This window comes from Nitrospira sp. (genome assembly GCA_024998565.1).
In the GTDB taxonomy this organism is placed as follows: domain Bacteria; phylum Nitrospirota; class Nitrospiria; order Nitrospirales; family Nitrospiraceae; genus Nitrospira_A.
The window spans coordinates 194,703-206,536 of record JACOEM010000003.1; the positions used below are offsets into that span (position 1 = coordinate 194,703).

16 protein-coding genes are annotated in these 11,834 nt (G+C 57.4%); 13 read left to right on the top strand and 3 right to left on the bottom strand.

The features are described 5' to 3' along the window. Positions 1 to 262 precede the first annotated feature (262 nt). Both H8K11_07360 and H8K11_07365 read right to left on the bottom strand, forming a co-directional pair. Positions 263 to 616 (bottom strand): hypothetical protein, encoded by a 354-nt coding sequence (locus H8K11_07360; protein MCS6263563.1) that lies wholly within the window; start codon positions 614 to 616, stop codon positions 263 to 265. Between the two features lie 30 nt (positions 617 to 646). Then, positions 647 to 1,306: a hypothetical protein gene (locus tag H8K11_07365; GenBank protein MCS6263564.1), complete on the bottom strand. Its 660-nt coding sequence runs from the start codon at positions 1,304 to 1,306 to the stop codon at positions 647 to 649. 461 nt (positions 1,307 to 1,767) lie between these two features. On the opposite strand from H8K11_07365, the gene H8K11_07370 reads away from it, so the two are divergent. Next, positions 1,768 to 3,078 (top strand): hypothetical protein, encoded by a 1,311-nt coding sequence (locus tag H8K11_07370; protein MCS6263565.1) that lies wholly within the window; start codon positions 1,768 to 1,770, stop codon positions 3,076 to 3,078. 91 nt (positions 3,079 to 3,169) lie between these two features. Next, entirely contained in the window at positions 3,170 to 3,853 is a 684-nt protein-coding gene (locus H8K11_07375; GenBank protein MCS6263566.1) for a response regulator transcription factor, read from the top strand. Between the two features lie 4 nt (positions 3,854 to 3,857). Here the strand turns inward: H8K11_07375 and H8K11_07380 are convergent, their stop codons facing one another. Next, on the bottom strand, positions 3,858 to 4,514 hold the full coding sequence (locus H8K11_07380) for a response regulator transcription factor (protein MCS6263567.1): 657 nt from the start codon (positions 4,512 to 4,514) through the stop codon (positions 3,858 to 3,860). A 303-nt stretch (positions 4,515 to 4,817) separates the two neighbouring features. Here H8K11_07380 and H8K11_07385 point away from each other — a divergent pair, with 303 nt between their 5' ends. The 11 genes from H8K11_07385 to H8K11_07435 all read left to right on the top strand — a co-directional run bounded on the left by H8K11_07385 (position 4,818) and on the right by H8K11_07435 (position 11,825). Then, on the top strand, positions 4,818 to 5,453 hold the full coding sequence (locus H8K11_07385) for a superoxide dismutase (protein ID MCS6263568.1): 636 nt from the start codon (positions 4,818 to 4,820) through the stop codon (positions 5,451 to 5,453). A 355-nt stretch (positions 5,454 to 5,808) separates the two neighbouring features. Further along, positions 5,809 to 6,105 (top strand): hypothetical protein, encoded by a 297-nt coding sequence (locus H8K11_07390; protein MCS6263569.1) that lies wholly within the window; start codon positions 5,809 to 5,811, stop codon positions 6,103 to 6,105. Positions 6,106 to 6,133: 28 nt separating this feature from the next. After that, positions 6,134 to 6,607 carry a CBS domain-containing protein gene (locus tag H8K11_07395; protein MCS6263570.1) on the top strand — a complete coding sequence of 158 codons (474 nt, stop codon included), beginning with the start codon at positions 6,134 to 6,136 and terminating at the stop codon, positions 6,605 to 6,607. Positions 6,608 to 6,738: 131 nt separating this feature from the next. Continuing rightward, on the top strand, positions 6,739 to 6,927 hold the full coding sequence (locus tag H8K11_07400; protein MCS6263571.1) for a hypothetical protein: 189 nt from the start codon (positions 6,739 to 6,741) through the stop codon (positions 6,925 to 6,927). Between the two features lie 62 nt (positions 6,928 to 6,989). After that, a complete protein-coding gene (locus H8K11_07405; GenBank protein ID MCS6263572.1) occupies positions 6,990 to 7,529 on the top strand; it encodes a bacterioferritin in 540 nt (179 codons plus the stop codon). Between the two features lie 55 nt (positions 7,530 to 7,584). Continuing rightward, positions 7,585 to 9,723: a glycogen debranching protein GlgX gene (glgX, locus tag H8K11_07410; GenBank protein ID MCS6263573.1), complete on the top strand. Its 2,139-nt coding sequence runs from the start codon at positions 7,585 to 7,587 to the stop codon at positions 9,721 to 9,723. Between the two features lie 239 nt (positions 9,724 to 9,962). Beyond that, a complete protein-coding gene (locus tag H8K11_07415; protein MCS6263574.1) occupies positions 9,963 to 10,196 on the top strand; it encodes a hypothetical protein in 234 nt (77 codons plus the stop codon). Further along, positions 10,193 to 10,432: a CsbD family protein gene (locus H8K11_07420; protein ID MCS6263575.1), complete on the top strand. Its 240-nt coding sequence runs from the start codon at positions 10,193 to 10,195 to the stop codon at positions 10,430 to 10,432. Before H8K11_07415 ends, H8K11_07420 begins: the two co-directional genes overlap by 4 nt. Positions 10,433 to 10,486: 54 nt before the next feature. Further along, a complete protein-coding gene (locus tag H8K11_07425) occupies positions 10,487 to 10,765 on the top strand; it encodes a PepSY domain-containing protein (protein ID MCS6263576.1) in 279 nt (92 codons plus the stop codon). A 108-nt stretch (positions 10,766 to 10,873) separates the two neighbouring features. Then, positions 10,874 to 11,191, top strand: a complete 318-nt coding sequence (locus H8K11_07430; GenBank protein ID MCS6263577.1) for a CsbD family protein — start codon at positions 10,874 to 10,876, stop codon at positions 11,189 to 11,191. 34 nt (positions 11,192 to 11,225) lie between these two features. Continuing rightward, positions 11,226 to 11,825, top strand: a complete 600-nt coding sequence (locus H8K11_07435; protein MCS6263578.1) for a porin family protein — start codon at positions 11,226 to 11,228, stop codon at positions 11,823 to 11,825. The last annotated feature ends 9 nt before the right edge of the window (positions 11,826 to 11,834 follow it).

Here is an 11,834-nt window from a genome sequence, read left to right on the forward strand (position 1 = left end):
CTCCGGTTGTTTGAGGATCCCAGGGTCAGTTTGGGAGGGCGGCGCCGGGGGCGCCAGGCCAGGCTTGGGCAAAGGGGGAGCGGACTCAGTAGGCGGCAACGCGGGCCCGGAGTCGGCAGTGGCCACACCTGTAGCCGGCAGACAAAAGAGAAGCGCCGCGATAAGAAGCTGTGCCGATGTTTTTCTCATGGCTGATCCTCCCCATAACTTAAGCGGATCGCTGTGAGGCTGGTGGTCCGCTCATCCTGACAACCCGGGATTTTCACGAACGCTGTTTGCTCCGACCGCGTGATGAGGCCAGGCGTACTCCTTTTGGTTTCGACCCGGGCATCACCTTCGCGACTGTCTGTTCGACTGTGCCGATCACCCTGCCCAGAATCTTTCCGACGGCGCGGCCTACCTTTTTGGCTTGCCCGCGTGAGGTCGAAGCCGTTTTTGTCGGCGCAACGGGTTTCTTGGCCCTCTGCTTCTTTTGTTCTGCGGCCGCGCCGGGGGCTCGTCGTGGTTTCCGCTCAATGACATGAGTGGAGGGTTCGATCTCGCGCTGTTTGACCCGTCGCATCTTCGAACGGGTCTTCTTGCGGGCCTGCGTTTTTTTCTCAACGATTCTTTTCATGTTCCCTCCCTATGATCTAGTGCCCATCCGTCACTTTACCTTGGGTGACATCTGCTCGACGATCCAGGTTGGACCGTCAGGGTACAAACTACCTTCAAAGCGGACAAACGCCGGCGCGTCCTTCTTAATCAGCCAAAAATGATATTCGGGGATCGTTCTTCTCACGAGGGAGGCAAGCGTGCTCATGAACCATCCCAACTTCGGTGTTAAGACGTAATGTGCGGCCGCGGCCTTCACTTCCTTACGGTTGGTATTCTGCGTTGCTTCATGCTCGATCAGCTGCAAGTCGAGCTCATAAATTTTCGGGTCCGGGTTGAAGACCACCATGTGGATGGAAGCACCGGTTTTGCCGCGCAGGTTCTTGAGCGCCGTAATCGTCATGCCGTTGTAGACATCCGAAGGCAGATTTATGCGGCCCGAAATCGGCGGTTCGGCGTTCGTCTGCTCGTGCCGGCGCACCTGATACTCTCCCGTTTGTCCGTTGAGTGAAATCGTCAAGGGTTCAGGGAACGCCGGTCCGCGCTGCTTTAATTGATAGCTCAACATGGCCAGATGCTTCTTTTGCGAAAATGTCACCGTCTCGTCATAGAGGGACCCGTCGGTGAAGCGAAACGTGAGACGGCTGGCCAACCGGTCGGCTCCTGTCGTCATCTGGCTCAGCTCCCCGTCGGCGAGCTTCTTGCCATCCATGCTCTTCAGCGTGACGAATCCCTCGCTGACTCCCTCGGGATAGATCACTTCGATCGGGGCGGCGAGGGGTTCGTTCGTGGCAACCATGAGGCACAGCCCGGCGAGGGCCAGTGTGAATCGGGCACACCTTCGGCCTGACGGTGTGGAGGTCGACTGATGCTGTTGAGATTGCGGACGACGCCTGGTCACAGAACGAGCCTACCGAACATCAAGAGATTGCGATACTGGAGATCTACCTAGTCTCGGTCCCGGCCTTCTGCCGAAGCGAAGTGACACGTCGTTCCGTCAAGACATCCGTGTCGATACTGGCCTCCTTTGAGGATCGGCCAAGGATGGCCGGGTAAATACTCGCCGTTCCTGAGGGCATGTCCAGGGGTTTTACTAGGACGAGTCACGCCACCGCTGTCTTATAAGGAGACACCAGCAGCCGAGGTGGTGAGTGAAGGAACGAGTGAGGTGTTATGGCGGTGCTGCATCCAAGAGGATTTCGTAGTGTGGCGCGAGGGCTGGCATGCGGCTTGGGCCTTGTTCTGTGTGGCCTTGGAGGGAATGCCGCGCAGGCAGAGGAACCGACGCCCATCGCAGGGGAAGAATTTCGGACGACATTATTCGGCGAAGAAATCTATGTGCCGCCCCGCGATCGGAGGAGTGTCACGGCGGCAAGTTTCGGGATTCAGGCGATTCCGAACGGGCCGAGTCAAATGGAGATGCTGCCGTTCGGCGCCCTCTATGTATGGCGTAATTGGGACGACGACAACCGGCGTCTCCGCGGCACGTTCTCCGGAGTGGTCAATGACGTGGATTACACGATCGGCCTGCGGGAGTATCCCAACTGGTCGCTGATCTTCACCTGGGACAATTTCATTCTTCCCATGGGACGTTCGGAATATGTCCAGGGTCAGCGCCAACGAGGAACGGAATTGGAATGGAGTTATGCCTTTGCCGGGGCAGGGTTAGGGTATCGATTGCCCGTGCATCCGTTTCGACAGGACAGCGCCGTCAACATGTCCCTTACGTATGAAGCGGGCTATCGCTGGTTCAAAGGAACCGGCCATACCTCTGCCCAGTATGGTGTGCCCAAAGACACGTATGAGGGACGTATCCATTTTCGAATCCGCGCCGATGCGTTAAAGCGAAACTTGATGGAGCTGCCCCACGAAGGGTTCACCATGGGGGGAGATCTGATTCATGGCCATCGGGCAAAATGGGAGCAGTGGGGAGGCGCGCCCTTCAATACGCCCGATTTCAGGAAAGAACAGACCTATCTGCAAGCCAGTGCCTATGCATTGGTGGCCACCGGGCTTCCGTTCATTGAGAGCGAGAAGCATCGGCTCCTCACCAGTGTACATGGAGGCATCGGCAAGGATTTGGATCGGTTCTCAGCCTTTCGATTGCCGGGAAGGCCGACGGGATATGAATGGGAAGCCATCTCGCTTCCTATGATCCACGGCGTCGCCTTCAACGAGCTGTTCCCGACCCGTTATGCTGTCGCCAATCTTCAGTATCGATATGAAGCCTTGTTCTTCCTGTATCCCTATCTTGAGGCCACATGGGGACTGGTCGAGCGTCCGGTCTTCACGAGCAACGGGGCAGTCAAAAATATTACGGATTCCATGCCGGCCCTGGGGGGCGGGCTGGTCACCGGTGCGCCATGGAAATCGCAAGTCGAGCTGAATTATACGTATAATTTCGGCATTTATCGCGATCCAGGAGGGGCGCCGCCGACCAAGGGGGGCCATGGAATCATTTTTTTCTGGTCAAAACAGCTCTAACCGGAGGAACCCCCTCGCTATCGTCTCGAGAGGGTGGTAGGATTTTCCATCCATTCCTGGCCGCCTTCTCATCTCAGCCCGGAGCACACCCATGAAACCAAGAGTTCTCATAGCCGATGATCACACGCTCGTTGCTGAAGGTGTCGAAAAACTCCTGGAGCATGACTTCCAGTTATGCGGCCGGGTTGCGGACGGCCGGGCCCTGGTGCGGGCCGTGGAAAAGGAGAATCCGGACATTGCGCTCGTCGACATCGCGCTTCCCCTGCTCAACGGGCTCGATGCCTGCCGCCAGATCAAGAAGTCCACTCCGGAGGTCAAGCTGCTGGTGCTCACCATGCATGGCGAGCAGTATTTCGTCACAGAGGCGTTTCGCGCCGGAGTGTCCGGCTATGTGCTGAAGCAGTCTGTCGCGGAAGAGTTGGTGTTTGCGATCAAGGAAGTGCTGAAAGGGCGACTCTATGTCTCCCCGAGTGTGGCGGAAAATCTGGTCGAGCAGGCGCTGAATCCTGCTGAGCCCGGCCCGGCACGTGCCACGGCAACGAATGACCAGTTGAGTGCACGCCAGCGGGAAGTGCTCCAATTGATCGCAGAGGGGCAGTCCACCAAGGAAATTGCCTCGACTCTCAACGTATCGATCAAGACCGTCGAATTTCACAAAACCCGCATCATGAAACAACTCGGCGTCCACAGCACCGCCGAACTCACCAAACATGCCATCACGATCGGCTTGATCGCGATGCCGCAGCAACCGACGGTCCCCGGGCCTCACGTCTGAGCGTTCAGGGATGTTGGTCGTCCAGCTTGGTGAGGCCCTGTGACAAGGCGAACCTCGTCAATTCCGCGGTCGTGCGGATGCCCAGCCGCCGGGTGATATTGCCCTTGTGGAATTCCACCGCCTTGGTCGACACCTGCATCGTGGCCGCAATCTCCTTCGTGGAAAACCCCTTTGTCAGAAGTTGTAACACCTCCTGCTGACGCGGCGTCAGTTTGGAGGAGAATCCTTCCGGCTTCACCCACGGCGTTTCAATGGCGTCCTGCACCTCAAGGGAGAGTTGCGGAGAGATATACCGCTGATTCTTCAGCGCGGCATTCAGCGCCGACAAAAGCTCGGTGGACGCCGACTGCTTCAGCACATAGCCGGAGGCGCCCAGCTCGAACGCCTGCGAGATATAAAACGGCTCGCTCATCATGGTGACAAAAATCAATTTAGCCCGCGGGACTGCGGCGCGCAGCTGTTTCGTGACATCCAGGCCGTTCATGGTCGGCATGGAGATATCGAGCATGATGATATCGGGAGCCAGTCCCGGAGCGATGTTCAGAAGCTCTTGACCGTTTTCGGCCGTGCCGACGACTTCGAATTCTGGCTCGAGAAGTTGGCGGTAGGCCTCCAAGACGATGCTGTGGTCATCGGCGATGACGATACGTGCTTTTGACACAGTAGTTCCTGCCTCCGTGCCTGCTTCGTTCCGATAGGCGGTTCAGGAACGTATGTACCAGAACAGTCTCAGGATAACAGGCTTTTGTATTCTTTACACCTATAGCTGCAGGGGAAGTCTGCTAGGACTCCCCCGGATGTTCACACTGTCCTGTCATATCACGATACCTCTGGTCGCGCTCCTAGGAAACTCCCCGGCATCGGTCCGCGCCAGGGCATCACCTAGTGGGGGTGGACCAGGATTGGTGATAGGGTCCCATTCATCGCAGGGAGATGTTTCGTGATCCGTACTAGGAGGCACAGGATGAAGAAGATCGAACCCTATACAGCGAGATCCTACGATCTGTTCGGATTGTCGGGAATTTCAGATCACAGTCTCGCGGTTCACTTCGGGCTGTACGAAGGTTATGTCAAGGCGGCGAATGCCCTTCGAGACCGCCTGCACGACATGATTCGCGACGGAAAGGTTGATCAGGAAGAACTGCCGGCCTATTCGGAGCTGACGCGGCGTCTGGGATTCGAATACAACGGAATGATCCTGCATGAATATTACTTCGGCAACCTCAGACGGGGAGGGCAGGATCGTCCGGTGGACGGGTCGCCGTTCGGCCAGGCTGTCGAGCGGACCTTCGGGAGTTATGAGCGTTGGAAGACGGACTTTTGCAGTGTAGGCATGTTGCGTGGCGTGGGCTGGGCGATCTGCAATATCGATCCCTCCACCGGCCTTCTCTCCAACCATTGGGTTTCCCTGCACGAGCATGGAAATGTTGCCGGCTTCCTGCCGATCCTCGTCATGGATGTGTGGGAACATGCCTACTTGCTGGATTATCAACCGCAGGAACGGAAGCAATATATCGAGGCGTTCTTCAGCAATATCTCTTGGAGTACGGTTGAGGAGCGGCTACAGGCTGCCTGTTCAGCTGTCGTCGTCCCGCGATGAGGAGGTGGGTATGAGATTACTCGTCATCACACCCGATCCAGATCCGCAACCGCCCGATCCGGCCCCTTTCCCAGAGCCGGATCCCTGCCCATTTCCTCCGCAACCCGTTCCCCCTCCCATTCCGCCTCTGCCGACCAGGCCGCCGATTCCACAGCTCCCGGAAGAGCGGCGCATTCATCGAGCCCCTGTTCATATGGTTTCGGTGGTGGACTAGAGACATCGCTAGTGGGCAGCAAGCAGGTTGCGTGAGAAGATCCATTTGTCACTGCCGATGGATCAGTGACTCGGGCGCCATGTCACTGATCCATCGGCAGTGACAATGGCGCCCGAACAGACCGCCACGAGGAGGCACCGCATGGAATCCCCTGAGAAAGTCATGACGATCCGTCGGTGGATCGATCCCGAGGAGCGGATCACGGTGGATTTTAAAGATGAGCGGGACCTGAATGCCGAGGTGATCGAGTGTGAGGGGCAGACCGTCACACTCCTGCTGGAAACCCCATTTCCGCATTACAAACAACACCTCACGCTTCCGTTGAGCATGGTCTCGATCGGTGAAGATAAAACGAAATACACCAGAAATCCGGCTAAACCAGTTGAGTATGGCAGGCTTCGACTGACGGTGCATGAGGTTCGCCCGCAGGCCGTTTAGTGTGTCTGGGTAAAAAAGGAGGTCCGGAATGAAACCAGAAAGTCCTAGAACAATAGACGAGGCCAGGGCGAAACGGAGTCGATCCAGCGTATTTCTAGAATCCACGCTGGATGAGCAATTGGGGCTGCTCCCGGGGGAGTCTCGGAAGGTGAAGAGCGCGATGAGCTCGGCGGTCACAGTGGCCTCCCCTAGGACCAGTCTGCAAGAGGCGATTTCGATGATGACCTCGCTCAATGTGCCGGTCATCGTAGTATATGACGGCAGACGTTTGGTCGGCATGATCACGGATCGAGATATCGGTTTGGACCAGCGCGTGCGAGAAGCGCCTCAAGACGCTGCCATTTCAGGGTTCATGCGAACGTCTGTGCCGTTCTGTCTGGAAGATGACCTGCTGGCGGACTCTGTCTCGGTGATGCACGGGTCGCAGTCGGACTGGTTACCGGTGCTGAATCGTTACGATCAGCTGGTTGGTGTTCTTTCCGTCCACGCCTCTTCCCTCTAAATCCAACATCACCTCAGGTTGCCAGGGCAGTTGAACTCTCTCTCCAGGGTTCCTCCTAGTACGTCTCCGGGGCCGTCTGCCTCTACTCTACGCTCAGGCAATTTGAGAACCATGAGAGAGGAGAACAGCGCATGCCGTTTCATACAACCGGAAAACAAGTCGGTCTGTTTCTCTCGCTCGCCGCTTGCGCATTAGTGGTCGGTACACAGTCGAAGGGCCTTCTTCAACGGGTGGCCGACCGTAGTTTGCGTGTCGAGGCGGGCCCCGAACTCGGCCTGGAGTCGGCCTGGCCGCATCTGCGTGTCGATCTCGTGCCCTGAGCGCAGCACCACAGATGTCTAAACTTCGGTTCCACCTCGTCCAGTCCGCGAAAGGAGTTGTCATGAAACCAGTCAAGTCACAAGTCTCGATCATCAAGGATGTGCAGACAATCAGAGAACGCGCGCGTCAACACATCGAAGAGGGAGCGATGACGTTCGACTACAAAGCCGATCGGGAAACCGTCATCAAATTATTGAATGAGGCGCTGGCCACCGAAATCGTCTGTGTCCTGCGGTACAGGCGGCACTATTTCACGGCAGAGGGTATGAATGCAGAGAGCGTGAAGTCTGAATTTCTGGCCCACGCAGGCGAGGAGCAGGCGCATGCGGATCAATTGGCCGAGCGTATCGTCCAACTGGGCGGCGAGCCGAACCTTTCCCCGGAGGGCTTGGCCGACCGCAGCCATTCCGAATATATCGAGGGTGAGAATCTGGAAGACATGATCAAGGAGGATCTGGTAGCGGAGCGCATCGCGATCGAGAGTTATCGGGACATGATCGCCTTTGTCGGCAGCGATGACCCGACCACGCGCAGGCTGCTCGAAGAGATTCTGATGAAAGAAGAAGAGCATGCCGAAGACCTGGTCAGTCTCCTGAAATGACCCGGTTTCCCACGATGGTCGCCTCGGTTCACCCTGTGATTGAAATGGAGACATGATGAAGGTATGGCCGGGCCGACCCTATCCGCTGGGAGCCACGTGGGACGGGGAGGGGGTCAATTTCGCTCTCTTTTCGGAGAATGCCACGTCGGTGGAACTGTGCCTGTTCGATGGTCCGGATGCTTCGAAAGAATCCCACCGGATTCGGCTGGAGGAACGGACCAATCAAACCTGGCACGCCTACCTGCCGGAGGGTCGCCCCGGCCTCCATTATGGTTATCGTGTGGATGGGCCCTATGAGCCCGGCGCCGGGCATCGATTCAACCCCTCTAAGCTGCTGATCGATCCCTATGCCAAATCCATCGCCGACACGATCCGATTGTCCGATCGCATGTTCGGATATCGCATCGGCGACCCGGAGGGAGATCTGGCGAGGGATGATCGCGACAATGCCGACGAGAGTCCGAAGTGTGTGGTGATCGATCAAGCATTCAGCTGGGGAGGCGATCATCTGCTCCGCACGCCCTGGTCGAAGACGGTCATCTACGAAGTGCATGTCAAAGGGTTTACCGCTCGTCATCCGGATGTGCCGGAGCATTTGCGAGGCACCTACGCCGGTCTTTCGACCCCGGCCGTCATCGAGTATTTGCAGGGGCTGGGTGTGACGGCCGTGGAGCTTCTGCCGGTACACCATGCGGTGCAGGACAAGCATTTGACCGACCAGGGGCTCACGAACTATTGGGGGTATAACACCATCGGGTTCTTCGCCCCGGACATGCGGTATGCCCTGTCTCCGGTTAGAGGCCGGCATGTGCGTGAATTTAAGACGATGGTCAAGACGTTACACAGCGCCGGCATCGAGGTGATTCTTGACGTGGTCTATAACCACACCGCTGAGGGCAACCATCTCGGGCCGACGCTGTCGTTTCGCGGGATCGACAATGCCGCCTATTACAGGCTGGTGGGCGACGATCCACGTTACTACATGGATTACACCGGCTGTGGAAACAGCCTGAACGTGCGTCATCCGAGAACGCTGCAGTTGATTATGGACAGTTTGCGGTATTGGGTGCTGGACATGCATGTAGACGGGTTCCGGTTCGATCTGGCCTCCACGCTTGCCCGTGAACTGCATGAGGTGGATCGCCTCAGCGCCTTCTTCGATATCATTCACCAGGACCCGGTGCTGTCGCAGGTGAAGCTGATTGCCGAACCCTGGGATCTCGGGGCGGGAGGATACCAGGTCGGCAATTTCCCTGTCGGCTGGGCCGAATGGAACGGGAAGTACCGTGATGCGATCCGCCGGTATTGGAAGGGAGATGGCGGGCAGGTTGCCGAGCTGGCCTATCGGCTTTCCGGCAGCAGCGATCTCTACGAGATGAGCGGGCGACGCCCGTTTGCCAGCATCAACTTCATCACGGCGCATGACGGATTCAGTTTGCAGGATCTTGTGTCCTACAACGAAAAACATAATGAGGCCAACGGTGAGCACAACCAGGATGGCCATAACGACAACTTGAGTTGGAACTGTGGCGCGGAAGGACCGACCGAGGATCGGGACGTGCTGGAACTCCGTCGTCGCCAGAAACGCAACATGTTGGCCACTCTGCTACTCTCGCAGGGGGTGCCGATGTTGTGCGGCGGTGATGAGATCGGCCGGACCCAGCTTGGGAACAACAATGCCTACTGTCAGGACAATGACATCAGTTGGCACAACTGGGACCTCAGCCGGGAGAACCGGACATTGCTGACGTTCGTCCGCCGGCTCATTGCCTTGCGGCAGGATCATCCGGTGTTTCGCCGCCGGCGTTTCTTTCAGGGGCGGCGGATCCACGGTTCGGACATCAAAGACATTGTCTGGCTGCACTCGGACGGTAAAGAAATGGATGAGGCCGATTGGAATCAGGGGCACTTGAGAGCCATCGGCCTCGTCCTCGCCGGCGACGCTATCGAAGAAAAGGATACACGGGGCAACCCCATCGTCGACGACACGTTCGTCTTGCTCTTCAACGCCCACCATGAATCCATTCCATTTGTACTGCCGGCATGCGATGAGAGCACGTCCTGGGTCCTGATGCTGGATACCTGCGATCCAAAACCTCGTCGATCGAGCGCTGTATTCAAGGGCGGCGAGTCATACACCATCGAAGCCCGCTCTATGGCGATCCTTTGCCGGGAATCGCTCCTCGGCGCGTAGCCTCTCCGCACACAGGCCGACGACTCTCCTTCGCAATCCACATCATCTCTACGTGTGTTTCGTCAGGCCGATCAGCCGAATGGAGTGCGCGCCGGTCATCGTCGTTCGCAGGAAAAAATAAAATACGTATACGAAGAAGTCATCGGCCGGGGTAAGCCGCTGTAAAAACTAGGGGTATGTCCAGTCCTGGACGGACCTCCCGAGCGTTATAACAAGCATGTGCAAACCGGGAGGCACCGATGAAACCTCTGAAATCCAAAGGAGTCAAGCAGAAGGTCGTCGTCAGTATCGGTGAACATGACGACGGGAACACCATCGTGCTTTACCGTGGCGGCAAGACCGGTTTGGCCTTCCGCACTCCGGACCACCGGGTGTTTCGAGAGGCGGCTCAGCAACGCCGGAGCGGAGATGCGACGACGTCAGTGCCGTCCGCTTCCGCGGCGGTGACATCACAACAAGGAGGATCACGATGAATACCGATCAATTCAAGGGAAAGTGGGTCCAGTTCAAAGGTGAAGTCAAAAAACAGTGGGGTAAGCTCACAGACGATGACCTGATGCAGGTCGAAGGCGATTACGACAAATTCGTCGGGCGCGTCCAGGAACGCTACGGCGACAAGAAGGAAGAAGTCGTGAAGTGGGCCGACGACTGGTACACGCAACAGGGGAAGCCGGGGGCGGAAGCGCGCCAGGCTCCACGTCCGCGCTGACTGTGACCAGCGCTTAACAGAACATCACATTGATCATAACAGGGAGCATGACACATGAAAAAAATTATTGCGATGGCATTGATGTCCGGAGTTCTGGCGAGCCCCGCCTGGGCATTGTTCGAAACCAACAAGCAGTTGGCCTCCACCGCGACCGTCACGCTCGAAGACGCCGTCCGTCACGCGTTGAAAGCGGTGCCGGGTAAGGCAGTCGAAGCGGAGATCGGAAAGGAAGACGGCCGAACCGTCTATGAAGTGGAAATCGTCGACGTCAACAACAAGATGCAGAAGGTGTATGTCGATGCGCAGAGTGGCCAAACGAAAATCGATCACTAGATGGAGTCGGGCGTGCCGGCCGCGGAGGCCGGCGCGCAGCGCTCGATGTAGCGGAGGAGAGAGGCCATGGAACTCAGGATGAGGCTGCTTTCGATGACTCTGACAGGCATGGTCCTGACGTCTGGTGTGGGCCAGGCCGGTGACCGGTCCTTCGGCAGCACCAAGCGGGCTGACGGACATCCCGGCACTGCTACCGTGGCAGTCAACCAGGACCAGCTGCAGGGGAAATGGAAACAGTTCAAGGGGGAATTGAAGCAGAAGTGGGGTGAGTTTACCGACGACGATCTCCTGGCAATCGAAGGGAGCGTCGATAAGCTGGAAGGCAAGATCCAGGAGCGGTACGGCGACCGGCGCGAGGATGTGAAGCGCTGGGTCGATGAATGGTTCGACTCCCACGGCACTCAACGAGACCAATCGTCCTCATGATGCACTACACGACACATTCAGAGAGGAGTCAGCAATGAAAAAAGTTTCCCCTTCGATACTCATGCTTGTTTTGGGGTTGACGCTCGCAGTCGGAAGTATTGCCGCTCCGACAGGTGCGCAGGCTGCGGACGATAAAGGGCTGTTTGAGCAAATCGATATCGGGCTGCTGTCGATCGGTGGTCGCGCCACCTATGTCGACCCCAAGGACGGGTCGAGTCGCTGGTTCGGAGGCGGGCAGGTGCGGCTCCACCCGTCCCGGTACTTCGCATTTGAGGGTTCGGTGGACTACCGAAGAAATGATATCGGCGACACACGGGTACACAGCTATCCGGTCATGGTGTCGGCGTTGATCTATCCCCTGGGGACCACCAGGCTGGCCCCGTTTCTATTGGGCGGCGGCGGCTGGCACTACACGACGGTCAAAGGGCCGGGCGGGTTTGACGACACGCAGAACCGGTTCGGCGCGCATGCCGGGGGCGGTCTGCAGTTTTTCTTCAATAAGCATGTTTCGATCGATAGCACCTATCGTTACATCTGGCTGGAAAAAATTGAGTCTCGAGACCAGAACATCGTGGACAAGAAGTTCCAGGACAATGGTCACATGGTCACGGTCGGCCTCAACTTCCATTTCTAGGGTGTGGCT